The 21,095-nt window shown below is 30.5% G+C and carries 18 protein-coding genes and 1 pseudogene; 11 read left to right on the top strand and 8 right to left on the bottom strand.

What is annotated here, in order from left to right:
* The first annotated feature begins 10 nt into the window (after positions 1–10).
* From BLS00_RS00175 to BLS00_RS00160, 4 genes are read left to right on the top strand one after another with little or no spacing between them, the layout of a single operon-like run.
* A complete protein-coding gene (locus BLS00_RS00175; protein ID WP_091401672.1) occupies positions 11–976 on the top strand; it encodes a branched-chain amino acid ABC transporter permease in 966 nt (321 codons plus the stop codon).
* Positions 969–1,724, top strand: coding sequence for an ABC transporter ATP-binding protein (locus BLS00_RS00170; protein WP_091401670.1), 756 nt, complete (start codon positions 969–971; stop codon positions 1,722–1,724). The genes BLS00_RS00175 and BLS00_RS00170 overlap by 8 nt, the downstream gene beginning before the upstream one ends.
* Positions 1,705–2,418 (top strand): ABC transporter ATP-binding protein, encoded by a 714-nt coding sequence (locus tag BLS00_RS00165; protein ID WP_375338207.1) that lies wholly within the window; start codon positions 1,705–1,707, stop codon positions 2,416–2,418. Before BLS00_RS00170 ends, BLS00_RS00165 begins: the two co-directional genes overlap by 20 nt.
* Positions 2,419–2,430: 12 nt before the next feature.
* Positions 2,431–3,645 (top strand): ABC transporter substrate-binding protein, encoded by a 1,215-nt coding sequence (locus tag BLS00_RS00160; RefSeq protein ID WP_167848928.1) that lies wholly within the window; start codon positions 2,431–2,433, stop codon positions 3,643–3,645.
* 35 nt (positions 3,646–3,680) lie between these two features.
* On the opposite strand, the gene BLS00_RS00155 is transcribed toward BLS00_RS00160, so the two are convergent.
* On the bottom strand, positions 3,681–4,715 hold the full coding sequence (locus BLS00_RS00155) for a DUF4097 family beta strand repeat-containing protein (protein WP_135402499.1): 1,035 nt from the start codon (positions 4,713–4,715) through the stop codon (positions 3,681–3,683).
* Between the two features lie 67 nt (positions 4,716–4,782).
* Here BLS00_RS00155 and BLS00_RS00150 point away from each other — a divergent pair, with 67 nt between their 5' ends.
* Positions 4,783–5,313, top strand: coding sequence for a GNAT family N-acetyltransferase (locus BLS00_RS00150; protein ID WP_091401661.1), 531 nt, complete (start codon positions 4,783–4,785; stop codon positions 5,311–5,313).
* 104 nt (positions 5,314–5,417) lie between these two features.
* Here BLS00_RS00150 and BLS00_RS00145 read toward each other — a convergent pair whose 3' ends face one another.
* From BLS00_RS00145 to BLS00_RS00125, 5 genes and pseudogenes are all read right to left on the bottom strand, one after another.
* Entirely contained in the window at positions 5,418–6,230 is an 813-nt protein-coding gene (locus BLS00_RS00145; protein ID WP_091401659.1) for a DUF92 domain-containing protein, read from the bottom strand.
* Between the two features lie 88 nt (positions 6,231–6,318).
* A complete protein-coding gene (locus BLS00_RS00140) occupies positions 6,319–6,543 on the bottom strand; it encodes a diacylglycerol/polyprenol kinase family protein (RefSeq protein ID WP_091401657.1) in 225 nt (74 codons plus the stop codon).
* Between the two features lie 187 nt (positions 6,544–6,730).
* Positions 6,731–6,952: pseudogene (locus BLS00_RS00135) on the bottom strand (thioredoxin family protein); the annotation flags it as partial.
* Between the two features lie 462 nt (positions 6,953–7,414).
* Complete coding sequence (locus BLS00_RS00130; protein ID WP_091401652.1) at positions 7,415–8,365, bottom strand: permease; 951 nt, start codon at positions 8,363–8,365, stop codon at positions 7,415–7,417.
* An 11-nt stretch (positions 8,366–8,376) separates the two neighbouring features.
* Positions 8,377–8,652 carry an ArsR/SmtB family transcription factor gene (locus BLS00_RS00125; RefSeq protein ID WP_091401651.1) on the bottom strand — a complete coding sequence of 92 codons (276 nt, stop codon included), beginning with the start codon at positions 8,650–8,652 and terminating at the stop codon, positions 8,377–8,379.
* 180 nt (positions 8,653–8,832) lie between these two features.
* Here BLS00_RS00125 and BLS00_RS00120 point away from each other — a divergent pair, with 180 nt between their 5' ends.
* From BLS00_RS00120 to BLS00_RS00100, 5 genes are all read left to right on the top strand, one after another.
* Positions 8,833–9,174 carry an ArsR/SmtB family transcription factor gene (locus BLS00_RS00120; RefSeq protein ID WP_091401648.1) on the top strand — a complete coding sequence of 114 codons (342 nt, stop codon included), beginning with the start codon at positions 8,833–8,835 and terminating at the stop codon, positions 9,172–9,174.
* A gap of 28 nt (positions 9,175–9,202) precedes the next feature.
* Positions 9,203–10,231, top strand: coding sequence for an ACR3 family arsenite efflux transporter (arsB, locus tag BLS00_RS00115; RefSeq protein ID WP_091402469.1), 1,029 nt, complete (start codon positions 9,203–9,205; stop codon positions 10,229–10,231).
* A 1-nt stretch (position 10,232) separates the two neighbouring features.
* Positions 10,233–10,685, top strand: coding sequence for an arsenate reductase ArsC (locus BLS00_RS00110; RefSeq protein WP_091401647.1), 453 nt, complete (start codon positions 10,233–10,235; stop codon positions 10,683–10,685).
* Between the two features lie 9 nt (positions 10,686–10,694).
* Positions 10,695–11,471, top strand: a complete 777-nt coding sequence (locus tag BLS00_RS00105; protein ID WP_091401645.1) for a metallophosphoesterase family protein — start codon at positions 10,695–10,697, stop codon at positions 11,469–11,471.
* Positions 11,472–11,586: 115 nt separating this feature from the next.
* On the top strand, positions 11,587–12,723 hold the full coding sequence (locus BLS00_RS00100) for a Gfo/Idh/MocA family protein (protein WP_091401643.1): 1,137 nt from the start codon (positions 11,587–11,589) through the stop codon (positions 12,721–12,723).
* 72 nt (positions 12,724–12,795) lie between these two features.
* Here BLS00_RS00100 and BLS00_RS00095 read toward each other — a convergent pair whose 3' ends face one another.
* A complete protein-coding gene (locus BLS00_RS00095; protein ID WP_091401640.1) occupies positions 12,796–15,909 on the bottom strand; it encodes a UvrD-helicase domain-containing protein in 3,114 nt (1,037 codons plus the stop codon).
* Between the two features lie 5 nt (positions 15,910–15,914).
* On the bottom strand, positions 15,915–19,148 hold the full coding sequence (locus BLS00_RS00090; RefSeq protein WP_091401638.1) for a PD-(D/E)XK nuclease family protein: 3,234 nt from the start codon (positions 19,146–19,148) through the stop codon (positions 15,915–15,917).
* 187 nt (positions 19,149–19,335) lie between these two features.
* Between BLS00_RS00090 and BLS00_RS00085 the strand changes: the two genes are divergently transcribed.
* Positions 19,336–20,424 (top strand): hypothetical protein, encoded by a 1,089-nt coding sequence (locus BLS00_RS00085; RefSeq protein ID WP_091401636.1) that lies wholly within the window; start codon positions 19,336–19,338, stop codon positions 20,422–20,424.
* Positions 20,425–21,095 lie beyond the last annotated feature (671 nt).

Below are 21,095 nucleotides of genomic sequence, written 5' to 3'. Positions count from 1 at the left end.
GGGTGGTTTTATGAATAGATTAAAAGATATTAGATTTATTTTAATTTTTATTGGATTAGTTTTTCTTTTTATTTTTCCTGTTTTATCTTCAGACTTTTATTTGATAAATATTTTATCTATAGCATTTATCTATGCTGTTTACGCTGGTAGTTGGGATATTTTGTCTGGGTTTACAGGAAAAGAAAACATGGGACATGCTGCATTTATTGCAATTGGAGCTTATTTGTTGGGTTTTGTTTCTGCGGTTTATTCGATACAGCCATGGCTTTCTATACCTATGGCTGCTGTAGCTTCTGCTCTATTTGGAATTGCAATTGGTGTTCCAACACTCAGGCTTAAAGGGCCTTATTTTGCTTTAGCTTCTTTAGCTGTTGCTTCGATTTTTGAAAATCTAACTATTTCTTATTCTGAGTTCACAGGTGGGGAAGAAGGGATTTTTGGAATTCCTTTCTTAACTCCTGGCCCAACAAGTGATTATTATTTTATGTTGATTTTTTCCTTCATTTCAATATTAATTTTGTTTATTGCTGGAAAATCTAACTTTGGTTTGATTTTAAAATCAATAAAATCTGATGAAGATGCCGCTAAAGCAGTTGGTATTAAAACTACTAAGTACAAAGTCACAGCTTTTGCCTTATCTGCTATGTTTGCTGGTATGGCCGGTGCTGTAATGGGCCATTTTTATGGATATGTAGGACCAGACATTGTGTACCCTTTATCTCTTAACACGTTGATTATGGCAGTAGTAGGTGGCATAGGTGGAATAATTCCCGCTGCACTTGGTGGTTTTTTTATTTCACTACTTACAGAATTACTAAGAGGTTTGGGACAATGGAATAATCTTATTTACACAGTAATTTTGATGCTTTCAATTTTGTTCCTTCCTAAAGGCGCATTTAAAACTTTGGGAGAATTTTTAAAACCAAAAAACAAAAAAAATAAAACCCCTAAATTAAGAGGTGAGGAAAATGAGTAATATTCTTGAAGTTAAAAATCTTATAAAAAGATTTGGGGGGTTAAAAGCTACAGACAACATAACTTTTAACGTTGTTGAAGGCGAAAGATTTGGAATTTTAGGGCCAAATGGTGCTGGTAAAACAACATTGTTCAACCAAATATCTGGATTCATAAAGCCAGATGAAGGATCTATCATTTTCAATGGTGAAAATATAATTGGGCTTTCACCAGAAAAAATTGCAAACAAAGGTCTTGTAAGAACTTTTCAAATCGTTAAACCTTTTAAGGAATTAACGGTATATGAAAATTTAAAAGTAACTACTTTAACTCCAAAAATGAAAGAGGAAATTAAATCAGAACCAGAGAGAAGAAAATGGATTGAATATATAGCAGATATTTGTGAGTTAAAAGAAGTCTTAAACACCGATTCAGAAATGTTACCACAAGGATATTTAAAGAAACTTGAAGTTGCTAAGGCACTCTCAGTGAACCCAAAAGTCTTACTTTTAGATGAGCCATTTGCAGGGTTAACAGTTTCAGAAATAGACCCTATATCCAAGGTTATTATTAAAGCCAACGAAGAGAGAGAGACAACTATTGTTCTTATAGAACATAGATTGAAAGAGTTCATGGCTTTGGTAAACAGAATAATAGCTATTGATTATGGAGAAGTGATCGCAGAAGGAACTCCAAACGAAATAGTGAACAACGCTAAAGTTATAGAATCTTATCTTGGTAAAGGTGGTGGTGACATTGTCAATTCTTAGTTTAAAAGAAATAACAGCTGGTTATGGTAAGGCTGTAGTTTTGGAAAACATGAGTTTAGAAGTGAAAGAAGGAGAATGTCACGCTGTATTGGGGCCAAATGGTGCTGGAAAATCTACCCTTTTAAAAACTATAACAGGTACAGTTGTACCAACCGCTGGAGAAATTCAATTTTTGGGTGAAAAAATTAATGGTATGAGTACACACAAAATAGCAAGAAAAGGAGTTTCTCTCTCTCCTGAAAACAGGAGACTTTTCTCTGATTTAACTGTACATGAGAATTTAACAATTGCAACTATTTTTACCGACGAAACAAAAAGTAAGGAAAACTTGAATTTTGTTTACGAAATTTTTCCAAGATTAAAAGAAAGAGTTTCCCAAAAAGCTGGAACCATGAGTGGTGGAGAACAACAAATGCTCGCTGTCGGTAGAGCTCTTATGATGGATCCAAAAATATTGTTATTAGACGAACCTTCAATGGGTCTGGCACAAATAATCAAAGAACAAATATTCAATGGGATAAAAAAGATCAAAGAAACAGGTAAAACTATTTTAATAGTTGAACAAGATTCAACGATGGTTATGCCTATTGCAGATAAAATATCTATTTTTGAACATGGTCACATAATTTTTGAGGGAACTTCAAATGAATTAAAAAATAATGACTCTATTAAGAGTGCATACTTAGGATTATAGGAGGGATTTATTGTGAAAAAGAGTTTATTGGTAGTTTTAGCTATTTTAGCATCATTATCTTTATTTGCAGTTATCAAAGTCGGTGTAACAGCTCCACTCCAAACAGAAAATGGGGAATGGGTTAAACAAGCAGTTACCATGGCTGCAGAAGAAATAAATGCAAATGGTGGAATTGACGGAGAAAAAATTGAATTATTTTTTGTTGACGATGAAGATACTGCCTCAAAAATGATTTCGGGCATTACAAGACTTGTTACAAGGGATCAAGTTGATTATTTAATAGGTGGAGTAGGCAGTGGTGCTGTATTGGCATCTTTGGATACAATGGCTAGATATGAATTAATCTGGTTGGGAACAGGTGCTGCTTCTCCAGATACAACAAAGAAAGTAGCAGAAAACTTCAACAAATATAAATACTACTTCAGAGTAGGTACTTTGGATTCTTATTCACAAGGAAAATCAATTGGTGAGTTCATTGCAAATTATCTTGTTCCAGAATATGGAATCGATAAAGCTGCTGTTATATCTCTTGACTTAGTTTATTCAAAACAAATTGCTGAAGAAGCCGTAAGATTAGCTGAAGAAGCTGGAGTAGAAATAGTTTACGAAGATTATTTTCCCGTTGGACACACTGACTTTTCTGCTTCATTCAGTAAAGCTGAGCAAGCCGGTGCACAAGTTATAATCGATGCTATCGTTACAGCAGATGGAATTCAATTTACAAAGCAATGGCAAGATCTTAAAGTTGATGCAGCTATTGTTGGTGCTATTGCTGCTGCATTAAAACCAGAATTTTTAGAACAAACAAACGGTAAAGCTACATATGAAACTTCAGCTTATCCTAATGGTGGACCTGCTCCATTAACAGAAAATACATTAGATTGGTTTGCTGAATTCAAAGAAAGATTTGGAACATCCCCAGGTTTTATTGCTTTTCCAGCTTATAATGCTTTATATGTTTTAGAAGAAGCTTTAGAAAGCATAGATAAATCCGATTGGGATAACAAAGATAAAGTTATCGCTGCAATAGAAAAAGTAGAATTCCCATTAGGTGGAGAAAAAGGTGTATCACCAGTTATGTTCACAGAAAATCACGACTTGGTTTACGGTGGAAATGGCGCACAAGGTATCATCTACCAATGGCAATCTGACGGTGAATGGAGAGCTGTATGGCCTCTTGAATACAAAACAGGAACATGGGAAGTACCTGCTTGGTTAGACTGGTAAATATAATTGAAAGTGGCCTTTTAAAGGCCACTTTTTTATTTTGTTTCTATTTTTATGCTTCCAGATTCTGTTCTTAGTTTTATCTCTCTGTCAGATTCACCAAATATTGCGTTTTTATAATAATTTTTATCAAAAACTTTTATTTCTCCTGTGATGCTCTCAGCTATGATTTTGTAATCTTCATCAGTAGTTAAAATCTTAATACTTCCGGAGAAAGTCAAAAAAGTTCCCATTTCAACGTTGTATTCTTCTACTTTTATACTTCCAGATTCTGTTTTTACTCTCAATTCATCTGAATTCACTTTTTTGAATCTCACATCTCCCGAAAAGTTTTGGAAATCAGAATTTTCGGATTCTAATTCCGATATTTTTATATCACCAGAATTGGTAGATATTTCTGCTATATCGCATTTTATTTTAGATGTTTTTATGTCTCCACTAATTGATTTTAAAGTTATGTTTTTACCTTCGATGAAGTTATCGAAATTTAAATCACCTGATTTAGAACTTATGTTTATAACATCGGTTGAATTACATTCAATAAGTTTTATATCACCAGACTTCGTTTGGCAATTGATCGTTGGAGAACCTATTTTATCTACTTTTATGTCGCCTGATTTTGTTTGAATATTTATTTTTACACCGGAATCAAGATAACCTTGTATTTTCACATCTCCCGAGAAGGCCTTGAAATCCACATAGTTAATTTTGAGATTTTTCCCCGTTATATCCCCAGATTTTAAATCTGTTTCAACTGCTCCCAAAGTCATTTCGTCAATATAAACATCTCCCGATTCACTCATTATCGTGATGGTTTCTGGAACATCTTCAACTGTTATTTCCAATAATCCTTTACCCCTTAAACTGACATCTTTCATTTCTTCGTATTCAAAAATCTCATTCTCGTTGTATAATTTAGTTGAAGGGATCTTTTCAGAGTTGGTTTCATAAGTATGGCAATATTGGTTACTATCTCCTTGCTTTATCCTAAGATCAGAGCCATTCAAATTGATTTTCATTTCCTTTGCCTTTTGAAATTTATCTTTACTTTCAAATTTGTTTTCATACATTTTCCGCATCCCCCTATTTGTAATAAAATTATAACATTTTTATTTTATATATTAAAAGAGGTGAACCATGGAGTTTAGAACTCTCAAAAAAAATGAGATTGAAAAAATAACCGAAATAAACAGAGACGAAAAAGTTAAAAATGTATATTACTATGAAAATGGCAAAATAGTTTTGAAAAAAGATGACTACGGTGCAACAAATGAATGGTGGCAAAAAGAAGAAGTCCCTCACATTATTCCAAGAATTAAAAAAATATTTGATAACGATGGACTGGTATATGGTGCTTTCAAAAATAGAAAGCTGGTAGGAATTACAGCTGTAGAAAATAGATTTTTAAAAGACCATCCAGATTTAATGAGCCTTGATGCTCTTTATGTAACCAGCAACATTCGAGGAAAAAGAATTGGTTCTAAACTTTTAAAAAAGGCAAAAGAATTTGCAAAGTCCAAAGGGGCAAAGGGCTTGTACATTTCTGCAACTCCTTCAAAACATACTGTGAATTTTTATTTTAAAAAGGGTGCGAAGCTTGCAGAAGACCCAAACTCCAGACTATTTAAAAGAGAACCAGAAGATATTCACCTTGTTCTTTACTTTTGAAATGAGTTTAAAAACTTTTTATAGTCATATCTCACACCTTATATTATCGTTATTTAAATTATAGAAAAGTAAGAAAAAACCCAGCTAAAAAGCTGGGTTTGTTTTTATATGAAAATATATATAAGCATCATCAGTAAACTCGCCAATAAAGAGGATAATAAATTTACCGCATTGTTGTTTATAAATTTAAAACCTCTTATGAGTTTGTTTTCTTTTTTTTGATGAAATCTTTTTTCAGTAATTTCGCCTGTTTCTACATGTTTATATATACCTTGTAAAGATGCACCAAGAATACTATCAATTATAGAACCTAAAAATCCTCCTATTAAAGTTAGTACAGAAAGAATAATTAAATCTTTTATATTTATATTGTTTTGAAATTTGAATATATATCCAATCATAAATACAAAAGATAAAAATAACGCGCCTAAAAAAGAAGCAAAAGTCCCAAAACTAGTAATACCACCTGACATTCCTTTTTGAACTTTTTTCCCAGTTAAAATGCAAGAAGGGTTCGTTTTACTCAACACACCCAATTCAGAGGCCCATGTATCTGAATTTGTTGCTGAAAATGTTGTTGCAAATCCAAGCAAGAAAACGTTCATACTTGTATAATAATAAAATAAAGCATAAATTAGGGCTGGTAATGAATTTGCAAGCACTTGAGTATAATCTCTTTTTCCTGTTTTTTCATGCATTTTTTCTATATTTATTTTCTTTGAATACTTATATTTCGTCAAAAGCGTAGAGGACACAAAAAACGAAATCATAATTAAAAAAAAATATAACCCTCCAAAATAGTAAAGAGAAACTCCCAATAAAGTGGCGGCTATAGTTCCACTCTTACTCAAAGCATTTTTTTTATAAGCAACATAAGCTATTATCAATCCGAATACCAATCCAATTATCAAATTCATATTATAACACCTCTATGTAAATTTGTTTATCTTAATTGAATTCTATTATTTTATTGTTAAAATATGAAATCAATTTTTATAATTTTTTCTAAAAATTAAACCATAAAAAATAATAAGAAAGTGATGTGATGAAAGGAACAGTCAAATTATCTGTTCCATATGGAGAAAATAATTCCACAAGTGTTGCTATCATAGCAAGGCTCAAAGGAAGAAGCAGAGAAGAACCTCCTGCTAATTGAGCTATAATAAATGCTACAACAAAAGACACAACAAACATAACAGTTGCACCTTCTAAAGATTTTTGTCCTCCCATAACTTCAAATTTATGTTTTCCATATTTTTTCCCAATATATCTATTTAAATAAGAATTAGTATCATTTACTTTGTTTCTATTTAAAATCTTTTCTTAATTTAATTTTAACTTTTTTACAAAAAAATTCAAGTAAAAAAGTGGTAAAACTTTTGTTTTACCACTTTTAGTAACATTTTTCCAGCAAATACTATAATAATTCTTTTAATTTTGAAGAATTCAAAACTTTTCCTGAAACAACTACTTTTCCATCAACTACCAAAGCTGGAGTTGACATAACACCATACTTAGCTATTTCTGCAAAATCAGTAACATGCTCAATTTCATACTCTTTTCCTATTTCATTTAATGCTTCAATAGTATTTTTTTCTAATTTATTACATTTTGCACAACCCCCACCGAGAATTTTAACGTCCATTATAACCACCTCCTAAAAATAAAAATTGTTTCACCCTTTTTGTTGGAAGTTGATAGTTGGAAGTTGGAAAAAAACATTAATAAACATTTAGAATAGACAAAAACCATCAAGCTCTATCATTTAATTACCAACAAAATAATATTTCGTTCAGTAAAACTTCAATACTCTTCTTTTTTATATTCCGGAATTGTTTTTAAATCAAATACCTAAACTCCTCCCCTGTTTCACAGGTACTCCTCTAAAACATTTAGAGGAGATTCAAATTTTGCAAGCAAAATTAACTGATGTGTTGTATCCATGCACTTCGATTAGCCGAAATGACATAGTTGCGCTTCTGTTTCTGATTTTACCAACAATGATTTTTCTAAAAGAAAAATCTTAACAACTATCAACAAACAACCGAGAATTTGTAAAACAAATTCTCACTATCTTCCAACATAAGTTTTATAACAATTTCTAAAGTATTATGTTAAAAAGATATCCTGTAAACATTATCGCTAAAGCAGTTATTGCAAAAAAAGTGAATATCAATTTAGGTTTTATAACTTTCCTTAATAATATCCCTTCTGGAAGAGAAAGAGCTGTTGTCGCCATCATAAAGGCTAAAGCAGTTCCCAGGCCAAGACCTTTTCCAATTAAAGCCTCTGCAATTGGAATAGTTCCTAGAGCATTTGAATATAGTGGAACAGCTATAACTGTTGCCAAAGGTACTGTAAAGAGGTTATTACCTAAATATGTTGTTATAAATTCCGCTGGAATCTTTCCATGTATTAAACCACCAATTCCAATACCTATTATGACAAAAAGCCAAACTCTTTTAATTACATCTTTCACATTCTCATATGCAAAAGAAAATCTTTCATTTTGTGTTGTTTTCTCTATTTGAGATTCTCCCATTTGAATGTTGTAAACATATTCTTCTACTTGGTTTTCCATTTTAAATTTACCTATAATAACTCCACCAACTACACCAATAACTATTCCTGAAATTACATATATAGTAGCGACCTGCCAACCAAATGATGCTAAAAGCATTCCAAAAGCTGCCTCATTAACTATTGGTGATGTAATCAAAAATGAAAAAGTTACCCCCAATGGTACTCCCGTCTCTATAAACCCAATAAATATAGGAACAGATGAACAAGAACAAAAAGGGGTAACAACTCCTAATAATGAAGCCATTATGTTTCCTGTAATCCCAGGGAATTTTTCCAATATTTTCTTGGTTTTTTCTGGTGGAAAATAACTTCTGATGTATGAAACTATGAAGATCATAATGAATAACAATATCAATATTTTTATAGTGTCATATATAAAAAAATGAAGAGAAGCTCCCCAGCTTAATTCTGGATTGAGACCTAACCATTCTACAACGATCGTTGCTAAATCATGAGCCCATTGAAACATCTAATTGCCTCCTATACAAGATTGTTTATCGTTTTGATTAAATCAATAATTTTTTTGTCTGCTAAATAATAATTAACTTTATTCCCATCTTTTTCTGGATATATTAAATCGGCGTCTCTAAGAATTTTTAAATGTTGAGAAATATTTGATTGAGAATATTCTGACATTTCATTTAATTCACATACACACATAGGATTTTTTGAAATTAACTCTAAAATTCTAAATCTTTCTTCATGAGCTAATGCTTTTATTATTCTTATTCTTTTATTTTCTTTTATCTTATTCATTTTTGAACCTCCTTAATTTTAGTATATTAGAATATTCTAATATAATTATATTTTATAACCTACTATTTGTCAAGTTTAAGAATTATTAAGAAAAATAAAGAATTGTTAAAGCTATTGACTTAAGTGGTTTTATTAGCTACAATTTATATAACCAAACAGTTATATAAAAGGTGGTGCATTATGAACAACATAGTTGAAATTATAAAACTATTTTCAGATCAAACCAGGTTGAGAATTTTGAATATTTTGTATGATTCAGAACATTGTGTTTGTGATTTAGAAGCTGTCTTAGAAATGACTCAACCAAATATTTCTAAGCATATTAAAAAGATGAGTGATTTAAACATTCTTAAAAAAAGAAAACAGAGTTACTGGATATATTACAGTTTGAACAATGAGATTTTTGAAAAATACGATTTTGTTGAATCAATTTTAAGAGACATAAGAAAAGAAGAACTTTTTCAAAATGATTTAAAAAAACTAAAGAAATATTTGGATTCTCCTAAATCTTGTCATATATAATAAGGCGGTGTTTGTTTTGAAAAAAAGGATGAAGTTTTTTGAAAAATACCTAACCATTTGGGTAGCTATTAGTATTTTAGTGGGAATTGGTGTTGGACAATTTTTACCAGAAATTCCCGATTTTTTAAGTAGGTTTGAATATTTTAACGTATCAATTCCAATAGCGATTTTAATTTGGTTGATGATTTACCCAATGATGTTAAAAATAGATTTTACAAGTATTGTTAATGCTGGTAAAAAGCCAAAAGGTTTGGTTGTAACATTAACCGTGAATTGGTTGATAAAACCTTTTAGCATGTATTTTTTTGCCTGGTTATTTTTCAAAGTTATTTTTAACGGCATTATTCCAGACGATCTTGCCTCTGAATATCTTGCTGGAGCAGTTTTACTTGGGGCTGCCCCATGTACAGCTATGGTTTTTGTTTGGAGTTACCTAACAGATGGAGATGCAGCTTATACCTTGGTACAGGTAGCGGTTAATGATCTTATTTTATTGGTAGCTTTTGCTCCAATTGTTGGGTTTTTATTGAAGATAAGCGATATTTTAGTACCTTTTTCAACAATATTTTTTTCGGTTTTTATTTTTATAGTTATCCCATTGGCAATAGCTTATATTTCAAGAGTTATTATCATTAAAAACCGAGGAGAAAAGTATTTGAATACAAAATTCATCCCTAAGTTCAACTCTGTTACTATGATTGGGCTATTATTGACTCTCATACTTTTATTTTCATTTCAGGGTGACATTATTTTAAACAACCCTTTGCACATTGGATTAATTGCAATTCCTTTAATCATACAAACATTTTTAATATTTGGAATCGCTTATTTTTGGTCATATAAATGGAATTTAAAACACGAAATAGCAGCACCAGCTTCTTTGATTGGAGCCAGCAACTTTTTTGAGCTTGCGGTTGCAACTGCAATTTCGTTATTTGGTTTAAAATCTGGGGCAGCTCTTGCAACTGTTGTGGGAGTTTTGGTAGAGGTACCAGTTATGTTGACCCTCGTAAAAATAGCCAACAAAACAAAACATAAATTTAAGGAGGCGAAATAAAGTGTCAAAGCCAAAAGTACTTTTTTTATGTACAAGAAATTCCGCAAGAAGTCAGATGGCAGAAGGGTTTCTGAAATATTATGCAGATGATAAATATGAAGTATATTCAGCAGGTTTGACCCCTTCAAAAATAAATCCTTTAACAATAAAAGTTATGAAAGAAAAAGGTATTGACATAAGTGATCAATATTCAAAAGGTTTTGAAGATTTTGATAATAAAAGATTTGGGTTCTTAATCACTGTTTGTTCAAAAGCTGAAGAAAATTGCCCGGTTTTTCCTGGAATAAGCATAAGAATGTTTTGGCCTTTTGATGACCCAGATGATGTGAATGGTACAGAAGAAGAAAAGTTAAATAAATTTAGAGAAGTAAGAGATGAAATAGAGAATAAGGTTAAAGAATTTGTTGAAAACGATGGAAATCCTGAGTGGGAAAAAAAGAATTTTTTGTTGTGAGGTGAAAATATGAAAATAGCTATTATTTCAGACATACACAGTAACAAAGAAGCCCTTGACGCGGTTTTAAATAATATTGAAAAAAGAGAAATATCAGAAATATATTGTACAGGTGATTTGGTTGGATATGGGCCAGACCCAGATTATGTTGTTGAAAAAATAAGGGATCTTGGAATAAAAACCATTATGGGTAATTACGATGACGCCATAGGAAACGAAAAAGAGAGCTGTGGTTGTGCCTACAATCCAGGAAGGGAAACAGAAGTTGGAGACGACTCGATAAACTGGACAATAAAAAACACAAATAAAGAAAACAAGGAGTTTTTGAAAAATCTCCCAAAAAAAATGAGCTTTGAAATAGAAGGTGTGAGCATCTTATTGGTACATGGTAGTCCTCTTAATTACCTTCTTGAATACATAAAACCTACTACTGAAGCAAAAAGATTGGAAGAAGTAGCAAATTCATTTGAAGAAGATATAGTTATTAATGGACACACGCATTTATCTATGCACAAATATGTAAAAGGTAAAACAATTTATAACGCAGGAAGCGTTGGAAGGACAAAAGAAGGAAACCCAAAAGCGGTTTATTTAATACTGAATATAGAAAAAGGTGTAGTATCCCACGAATTTGTCAAGGTTAATTATGATATAAAAACAACCATAGAAAAGATAAATAAAGTTGGGTTACCTGCGGAACTTGGAACCGTGATAGCCTTGGGAAAAAATTTTGATATGGGACCTTCGAAAAAACAAAATAATGAGGGAATTGAATTCAAAATTTAAGCTGTTTATTTTTAAAAACGTATAAAAAATCAAATAAACTTATATAATGTAAAACTCCCATATACTTTTTATGGGAGTTTTTTGGTGATACAATATATTTTAGGGGGTGAAACATATGAGAAAGTTAAGATATGGAATGATAGGAGGAGGACCAGGTTCTTTAATTGGTGAAGTTCACAGAAAAGCTGCTTCTTACCACGGATTGTCTAAACCAGTATGTTCAGTTTTTTCAAGAGATTATGAAAAAAATCTATCTCTTGCACTAGATTATGGAATTGATGAAGATAGGGTTTACAATGATTATGAAGAGCTGATAGAAAAAGAATCTAAACGATCTGATAAACCAGATTTTATAATAATAGCTACACCAAATGCTTTTCATTATGAAATAGCCAAAAAAGCCTTAAAAAATATGTTTCATGTTATCTGTGATAAACCAGTTACTATTAATTCTGATGAAGCAGTTGAACTAAGAGATTTGGCAATGAAAAACAACCTCCTTTTTGGAGTTACCTATGCTTATACAGGATATTCAATGGTTCACCAGATAAAAAAGATGGTTTTAAATGGCAATATTGGAGAGGTGAGATATATATCAGGTAGATATATCCAGGATTGGATGGCAGATACTGAGAATATTTTAAATAACAAGCATGCCAATTGGAGGTTAAACCCAAAAATTTCCGGGCCAACAAATTCAACCGGGGATATTGGAACTCATTTGGAAAATCTTGTTAGTTTTACAACTGATTTGAAAATCAAAAAATTATCTGCAAGATTAGATAAGTTTGGAGATAATATTAAACTGGATAACAATGTAACTATGATGGTTGAATATGATAATGGAGCAAAAGGCCATTACTGGATATCTCAAATTGCTATAGGACATGACAATGATCTTGGAATTGAGATAGTGGGGACAAAAGGTTCTATAAAATGGCAACAAAATAGGGCTAATTATATAGAATTTTCAAAGTTAAATGGACCATCTCAGATAATCTCCAGAAACAGTTCTCTAATTTATCCAGAAATCAAAAAAGATTTTTTGACTGAAGGTGGACACCCCGAAGGTTATATAGAAGCATTCGCCAGAACTTACAAAAATTTTATGCACGCTATTTTGAGAAAGGATTATGGAGCTGAAATTTCTGCCGGTTATTATCCGGAAATAGATACTGGGATACAAGGAGTAAAATTCATAGAAGCAGCTGTTGAAAGCTCAAACAATAACAATAAATGGATAGAAATATAAAACCCGGGTTTAACCCCGGGTTATAATTTATCATTAAGTTTTAAACCTTTGCAATTCTCCCATGAATCTTTGTTAATTTAACTCTTTGATTTTATTAAATATTTTGCTTTCTATATTTTGATCGTATTCAAATTTAACAGTTTTTCCATTTTTTATGCTTACTATGTAACCTTCTTTCGGAATTCCAAAGTCTTTCAACAAATACAAGTAAAACGATATTTGGAATTTGTAATCTTTTATCTTTTCCTCATCGTATAATCCAGAATATTTGTAGTCTAAAATAGTTATTTTTCCATTGTCAATTATCACTTTATCTGGGATTCCAAAAAGCATGTAGTCTCTATTGTTTATTTCAATGTTTTTTACTATTCTCCACTCATTTTTAACAACTTTATTTTCAGGGCTGAAAGCGTATTTAATCATATCATTTTTGATCAATTTTTTTGGAAGTAATTCCCTCTCCACTAAATTTTCTAAATGGTGAAACTCATAAGAACTCTGGAGTTTTGCGTGTAAATCAGACCCTCTAAACAAAAGTTCTTGATCAGAAAAAAGGCTATCCAATTTCACTTTGTCTACTTTTTGTCCTTGTTCTTCTGCGTATTCTGATTCTGAAGGCTTTGTTTCGTTTATAAGATAAGTTGGTGCTATATATTGTTTATAAGCCAAATGTTCGAACTTCTTTAAATTGCTTTCTTGCACCATAACTGTTTTTCTGTCTGTTTTATCTTTTATTTCCATGTCTATTTCTTGTAAATCTTCTTCGTTTATTTGGTCTATTCCATTGTAATTGAGTTTGGTAAAAAAATCGTTGTAGGTAGCATTTTTCGTATCAACCAACAAAGGTAAAAACATCTCTTTTGCCCTGGTTACACCAACGTACATCAATCTGTGGTTTTCCGTTTGATCTAAAAAATCGTTGTTTTTAAACCACTTCAAAAATGGGTCATCTGTTTCCTTCAATATATCTTCAAAAATACTGTTTATAATATAGTAATTTTCTCCCTCCGAATTGGGCAAAGAAAATTCCACTTCAGAAGATTTATTCTTTTTCTGGCTCTTGTACAACCCTCCCATAATGACTATGGGAAATTCTAACCCTTTTGATTTATGTATGGTCATTATTTTTACACTGTTAGATGTTTCGTCTTCCAACACGGCTTCTTCTTCGTCTATATCCGTAGATTTTTTTAAAAGTCTCACAAGTTCTGAAAAAGAACTTGCAATATTGTTATACTTTTCTGCATCGGACAACAGTTTTTTTACGTTGGATATTGCCGATTCCGAATCATCCAACACAGATAGTTTCAAAAGATATTCTGTTTCATTTACTATACCTTTCAATATAGAAGTTGGCTTTAAAAAATATTTTAAATCTTTATACTTTTTCAAAACCTTGTAGGCTATTAAAATATTATTGGAATTTTCAAAAACATCTAAATTCTCTTCAAATGTTTCGAATAAACTATTTTTGTCTTTTCTCAATTTTGTTAATTTGTCGTATTCTATAAAAGTCATTCCACCTATTAAAGACATCATATATCTTGAAAATTCAAAATCGTTAAATGGGTTTTGAACTGCAGATAAAGCTGAAAAAAGAGCCTGGATCTCAGATTTATAGTAAAAAGATTTACCCCCTATTATGTAGAAAGGGATTTTGTTTTTGTTAAACTCTTGTTTTATTTCTTCTTCATACCCAGACATTTGTTTCAGTAGTATCGCTATATCTCCTGGTTGAATATTTCTTATTTCTCTAACTATTTTTCCATTTACTCTTTTTCTGAAAGTCATCTCTTTACCAACAAGGTTTTTAACAGTTTTCACCATGGCTTGTATTTCTGATTTTTTTCTTTCAGAATTGTTATTAGCTTCTGGGGTTATATTAATATACTTTATTCTTTTATCGTCTTCTCCAGTTATATTGGGGGTTATTATTTGATCTTTGGAATCTTCTGAATATGAGAAATCGTCTTTTTGAAAGTCTGCATCTTCAAGTATTTTGTAATCTATGTTTTCCTGGTTGAGATTCTTTGTGTTAAAAAGAACCTGTGAGGATAGTTCGTTTGCAAAATCTACAATCTCTTTTTCAGATCTCCTGTTTGTATTTAAAGAGGAGTAAAAATAGTTCTTAGACTGGAATTCATTTTTTGCTGTTGTAAATACAGATACATCTGCCCCTCTGAATCTATATATAGATTGTTTTCTATCCCCAACATAGAATAAATAATTATCTTCATGGTGTAATTTTTCAAATATCTCTTTTTGTAAGTAATTTGTGTCTTGAAATTCGTCGACTATTATATATTTAAACCTATTTTTATATTTTTCCCTTATTGATTTGTTATCAAGGGCTTCAACAGTTTTTTCCAATATTCCTTTGAAATCAAACTGAAAGTTGTCTAAAGTTAGGCTTTCAAAATATTCTTTTGATATATTCGCAATTATTTTGAACAACCATAAAATATCCGTGTATTTATTGGATAAATCAGTATCAGCAAGTTCAAGCTCTTCAAATACTTTTACCCTAACCATTTCAAGTCTCCATTTTTGAATAACTTCTTTAATGAGGTCTTTGAAGTTATCCAGTTTAAGCTCATTCAAAATTACTAATAGGGTTTTTTTAAACTTATCCTTTTCTTTTTTTAGTAATTCTATGTTGTTTTTTATATTGTTTTTTCTTTTATCCGAAAGACTTCTCAACCATTCTATTTCTCTATCTTCATATAATTCCAATATAATCTTTAAGCTATAATAAATAGCTTTGTCTATTTCTCTATCTTTTTTAAATTCTGATACCATTCCAAAGTTAGGGTCTATCCCAATTTGTATATTGTTATCCCTCAATATTCTGGAACAAAAACTGTCGATTGTTTTTATCCAAGCTCTGGATAAATTTATTTTTATGTTGTTCCAATAGTTGTACCACTCTTCATAAACAGTGCCTTTAGGCGGGTTTTCTTCTAATTTTTCGTAAACAGCTTCCATAATTCTTTCTCTCATTTCACCCGCAGCCTTGTTGGTGAAGGTTACTGCAACTATTCTATCCACTATGTCATAGTCTGGATAGTTATTTTCCAAAATACTTATATAATATTTTGTAAGGGTATAAGTTTTTCCCGTTCCAGCTGAAGCAGATATGAAAAAATTTCTATTTGGGTTTTTTTGTATTTCATTTAATAAATCCATATTAATCACCTATAAAAAGATTTTGGTTTTACCTTGAAATTGTCTAAATACTCTAAAGAAGTACAGAGATTTCTAAATTCACAAAAATCACATTCATAATATTTGTCTCCTGTATCTCTACATTCATATTTATTCTTCATTTCTATTATGAATCTTTCTATCTTTCTTGGTTCTTTCGCTATTGGGACAAAATATGAGTTTTCTATGTAATCCAATAATTTATCCATCCATTTATAGAATTCAGAAATATGAAAATTCACGTATTCCTTTGAATTACCTGGTTTTTTCAAAATTACCGTATCATCTTGGATTTTTATAAATTTATCCCCAACTTTTAGCTTTACTTCTGATAAAGGTACGAATTTTAGATAAACACTGCTATTTTCTAATTTATTCTTCCATTCTTGACTTTGTTTTAAAGTCATGTAGTACAAAAACAGTTGTTCACTCTGTATGTTGTATTTGTTTTTATAATCAATTATTGAATAAGCACTACCAGACATCATATCATCAAATTCATCCAACCTGTACTCGTAATTACCATTTAAAAGATCTATTCTATCTATACGTGTATTGAAGTTAACCCCTTTATGTTTTATGAAATCAAGCTTCTCTTGTAGAACTTCTTCTGTCTTAACAACTTGAGAATAGTTCAATTCCATGTTTTTTCTTATTTTTATGTATTCTTCAAGGTGATTTTGTATAGACAATAACAAATCTTCAGCTATTTTTTCTATTTCAACAGTTTTGACTGCTTCATACCTTGATATCTCATCATACACTGTTTGATCCCACACTTCAAAAGCTATCTTTTTTATTTCATTTTTTAGCTTTTCAGTGTCAATTTCCATCTCTTTAATTTGGGTATAATCTGGATATTTTATAAACAGTTTTTCCATTATTTTATGTTTTAAATTTCCTTCTGCAAAAACGCTAAAATCTTTTTCGCCAGATATTTTAGCCACATTTGAAAGGTAGTATTTAAAAGGGCAATCAACGTAGGTTGATGTCCTATTGTGTGATAAATTGTTCACAGATGTTTTTTTAGGTGATATCCATTCGTTGTTTACTTTGTAATTTGATAGCTTTTCTATATCCATCTTGGCCTTTTTGAAAGTTTCATCTGAAATTTCAATTCCATTTAATATGTAATAAAGAATTGCTTCATTGTAAGAAAAAATTTCATCCGGATTCTGTTTTATTATCTCTCTTCTGTTTTTATACATTTTTTCTGGCTTTATATTAAATAGATTTATAAACTCCTTTTCATATGGAGAAGATAGAATTTGCTGACCCGATAATGTGGCAACAGGGTTTGTAAATATAATTTCATCAGAAAAAATCATGGATATGATTAGGTTCCTTCTAAATCCTTTTTCTGCTAGTCTCATCATATTCCCAGTTTCGTTAGTTATAGAATTTAAGAACGGATTGTTTGCTATCATTGGATAACTATCTTCAGTAAAGCCTGTATAGAACTTTTTCTTTTTATATACAAATCTTGAATCTGATAAATTCATTATTTCAACTGTATTGGAATAGTTTTCAGAATCTCTAAAGCTTTCTATTTGGGTTAGCTCTGATATAATTTTATAGAATTTTTCAATTTTGATGTTCTTTTCTTTTTTCAAAAGTTTTTCTAAAGATTTTTCGGTTTTTAGTAAAAGAGATTCAAACGCTTTTAATGCATTTATTTCAGAATGTATCATTTTGTTTTCGTACATATCATCCAAATAATCTTCAAGCCTTTTTATTTTCAAAATATCATTTTTAAACCATTTTTCAAGTAATTTTCTGTAAGAACTAACTGTAAAACTCTTTCTGTTTTTCAAAACTTCTTTTAATATATCAAAGAGGTTTAAAAACAGTTCTTTTAATTTTTCTGTCTCATCTATTTGTTTTTCAATTCTTTCTTTTTCGTCCGATTTATTTAAATTAACTTTTAATTCTTTTTCAAAAATTTCTATTTTTTCTATCCACTCTTTTTTCCTGGCGTTGAGAGAACTTTTTCCAGAAGAATAAATAAGATTTAAGTGCCTTAAATAGCTTTCAATTTGTTCCATAGTTAACGGGGAATCTCCGCCAAAACCTGTTTCAATCATTGCCAACAAATCTTCAACTTCATATCCTCTTACAACAGTTTTAAGAGGTTGAAGCAATATGTTCACAATTTGGCTTTCTGACAAAGGGATGTCTTGTTTGAATCTATAAGGAATCCCTATTTCTTCAAAGTAATCTGAAAATATGGAGCCATAGGAATCGTCTGGAATTACTATTCCTATTTCCTCAGGTTTATAATCATTGTTTATCAAATGTTTTTTTATCATACCAGCGATCTTTTGTATCTCATCTATATTATCTGACATCTTTATTATTCTGAACTTCTTATTTTGAAAAGAAGTTTTTAATTTTTCTGATTTTGTAGAAATTTCAAAACCATTATCTAAAAGGTAATTATATACACCATTTAGTGAGAAAAATGACCTATCGTTTAATTTTTGAAAAACGAAAAAATCTACAGTTTCAAACATTTCAAATAATTTGTTCAAAACATTAGAAGTTAGAGGAGTTAAATCAAAAAAACCGGATATGATTAATTTTTTGTCTTTTTTCTCAATATTATAATCTTCCACAAACCATTTATATACACTCGTTGGGTCGTAGTTTTTTTCTGTGGTAATCGAACCATCAAACTTACTATTCAAGATATCTTCCAAAGATCCTTGCAAATTTTTATATAGTTTATACAAGTTAGATTCTTCGTCAAAAGAATTGTGAAATTCTTCAAAATTTTCAGAATACTTCAAAGATTCAGTATTCTGTAGTCTGGTTATTTCCCATTCTTTTTCAAATATATCCAAAATATAATCAGTAGACTTTTGTGATTTAGAAATTATCTTTAAATATTCTGAAAATTCAGAATCACCTTTTTCTTTTTCTATTAAATCCTCTATTTCTTTTTTTATGTATACTTTCAAAAAATCCCTTTCTAAAACAACTGAATCTGGTTCGCTATTTTTTAAGAGTTCTGTTATATACTGGTTGATGACTCTGAAAGCATCTCTATTAATTGTTTTATCTAATTTTTTAGCTACCAAATCAGCAACTTGTTTTACATAAAAACCAGAAGGTCCAATAAACAAAAAATTGAATGGATCTTTTTCATATTCAGGGATTATTAAATTTGCAACTTCCTCAAAATGATGTTGATTCAATGGAAAAACTTTTACATTTTTCATAGCTACACCTCTTTCACTAATACCTATATATACTATTATACATTTTAAAATCTCTCGTTGCAATTTTTTCAATAATTTGATTTTGTGAAGGGCTCTATTTATTACTTGTTATAATAACAAACTTTACTATTAAATTAATAATGTAGTTTGTTTTAGTCGATATAATTTTAGTAGGGAGGTGTTTACGGTGAAAATAGAAAGCTCAAATATGCAATTGAACTCGAATCGAATTTTTATGTCAAAACAATCAAAAAAAGAAAGACTTCTTTTTTGGAAAGGGAAAAGACCCAAAGAAACAGAAAATAAGAATGACTTGCTTAAAAAACTTAGAGATGATTTAAAATCTTTAGTAAAAAATCTTAGAGAAACTTTAAAAACGACAGATATAGCCAACATAGAAGAATTAGACTTAGAGGAGATGGAGATTGATTCAAAAGAAAAGATGGAACTTGAACTATTACAACAAATGCTTGAAAAATTAACTGGTAAAAAAATCAATTTTTCAACCATAGAAGATATGGAAGAGTTGAAAAAGAAGATTGCAGAAATAAAGGAAAAAACTGGAGAAATTCAAAAAAATCTACCCAAAAATAAAGAACAGTCAAGAAGATATGGTTGGGGACTTGAATACGATTCTGTAACAGAAAGGTCGGAGTATGAAAAAATGGAATTTTCTGCAAAAGGCATTGTAAAAACTTCTGATGGGAAAGAGATCAACATCGATGTTTCTCTTTTTATGGAAAGGGCTATGTTTGAAAAAGAAACTCTTAGCGTAAGAATGGGGGACGCAATCGATCCATTGGTAGTTAATTTTGATGGAACTGCTGCAGAATTAACAGACACTAAGTTTGAATTTGACCTTGATTCAGATGGGACAAAAGATTTAATTTCTTTTGCTGATGAAGGTAGTGGCTTTTTAGTCTTAGACAAAAATTCTGATGGTAAAATAAATGACGGTAATGAACTATTTGGACCTCAAACTGGAAATGGTTTTGAAGAATTATCTAACTACGATGAAGATGGGAATGGCTGGATTGATGAAAATGATAGCGTATTTGATGATTTGAAATTATGGACAAAAACTTCTGATGGGTCTGACGTTTTGTTTTCTTTAAAAGATAAAGACATAGGTGCTATATATTTAGGTAATGTTGACTCTGAATTTTCTATCAAGAGATCTATTGACGATGCACTAGGTGTCATAAAAAGTACCGGAATTTTTCTTAAAGACCATGGTGGTGCTGGAACCGTTCAGCATGTTGATTTATACACCTAAATAACTCCCTTTTAATTAAGGGTGCCCCTTAATGGGGTACCCTTAATTAAAAAATTGCATGTCTGAGCTGATTTTTGAGAGTTTGCAATTTTTAGCATTTTCAAGTGATTGAAGATACTATTTTTTCAATAATTTGATTTTGTGAAGGGCTCTATTTATTATTTTAAAAGATTTTAAAAAATTTCAAAATTGTTTAAAAACCTAAACTCCTCCCCTGCTTCACAGGGACTCCTCTGAAACATTCAGAGGAGATTAAAATTTTACAAAGCAAAATTGACTTATGAGTTGTCTCCATGCACTTCGTTTAGTCGACATGACATATGCAAAAGTCTTCAACAATGAATTAAATAATGAAGAAATATAAAAATGAAAAGTATTGGAGTTTTACTGAGTGAAACAATATAAAAATTGATGTTGAAAAACACGGATGTTTTTCATGCGAATTTATCCACGGATGGATAATATGAGCTGTACATCAATTTTATTGTTGAACGAAGGTTAAAAAACGACCTACTTTGAGTTTTTATATTTCGAAATTGTTCTAAAATCAAGTGTCTAAACTCCTCTCCAATAAAGCGCTCCCCTTCTCTGAAACATTCAGAGGAGATTAAAATTTTACAAAGCAAAATTGACTTATGAGTTGTCTCCATGCACTTCGTTTAGTCGACATG

It is taken from the genome of Geotoga petraea, from assembly GCF_900102615.1.
Lineage (GTDB): Bacteria > Thermotogota > Thermotogae > Petrotogales > Petrotogaceae > Geotoga > Geotoga petraea.
The sequence above is the reverse complement of the archived record's forward strand: the minus strand, read 5'-3'. Positions and strand labels throughout refer to the sequence as shown.

What these genes read in the sequence shown, in the direction of transcription:
- BLS00_RS00175 (WP_091401672.1), top strand. Translation starts at nt 11, where the DNA reads ATGAATAGATTAAAAGATATTAGATTTATTTTAATTTTTATTGGATTA.
- BLS00_RS00170 (WP_091401670.1), top strand. Translation starts at nt 969, where the DNA reads ATGAGTAATATTCTTGAAGTTAAAAATCTTATAAAAAGATTTGGGGGG.
- BLS00_RS00155 (WP_135402499.1), bottom strand. Translation starts at nt 4,715, where the DNA reads ATGTATGAAAACAAATTTGAAAGTAAAGATAAATTTCAAAAGGCAAAG.
- BLS00_RS00150 (WP_091401661.1), top strand. Translation starts at nt 4,783, where the DNA reads ATGGAGTTTAGAACTCTCAAAAAAAATGAGATTGAAAAAATAACCGAA.
- BLS00_RS00145 (WP_091401659.1), bottom strand. Translation starts at nt 6,230, where the DNA reads ATGAATTTGATAATTGGATTGGTATTCGGATTGATAATAGCTTATGTT.
- BLS00_RS00140 (WP_091401657.1), bottom strand. Translation starts at nt 6,543, where the DNA reads ATGGGAGGACAAAAATCTTTAGAAGGTGCAACTGTTATGTTTGTTGTG.
- BLS00_RS00130 (WP_091401652.1), bottom strand. Translation starts at nt 8,365, where the DNA reads ATGTTTCAATGGGCTCATGATTTAGCAACGATCGTTGTAGAATGGTTA.
- BLS00_RS00125 (WP_091401651.1), bottom strand. Translation starts at nt 8,652, where the DNA reads ATGAATAAGATAAAAGAAAATAAAAGAATAAGAATAATAAAAGCATTA.
- BLS00_RS00120 (WP_091401648.1), top strand. Translation starts at nt 8,833, where the DNA reads ATGAACAACATAGTTGAAATTATAAAACTATTTTCAGATCAAACCAGG.
- arsB (WP_091402469.1), top strand. Translation starts at nt 9,203, where the DNA reads ATGAAGTTTTTTGAAAAATACCTAACCATTTGGGTAGCTATTAGTATT.
- BLS00_RS00105 (WP_091401645.1), top strand. Translation starts at nt 10,695, where the DNA reads ATGAAAATAGCTATTATTTCAGACATACACAGTAACAAAGAAGCCCTT.
- BLS00_RS00100 (WP_091401643.1), top strand. Translation starts at nt 11,587, where the DNA reads ATGAGAAAGTTAAGATATGGAATGATAGGAGGAGGACCAGGTTCTTTA.
- BLS00_RS00095 (WP_091401640.1), bottom strand. Translation starts at nt 15,909, where the DNA reads ATGGATTTATTAAATGAAATACAAAAAAACCCAAATAGAAATTTTTTC.
- BLS00_RS00090 (WP_091401638.1), bottom strand. Translation starts at nt 19,148, where the DNA reads ATGAAAAATGTAAAAGTTTTTCCATTGAATCAACATCATTTTGAGGAA.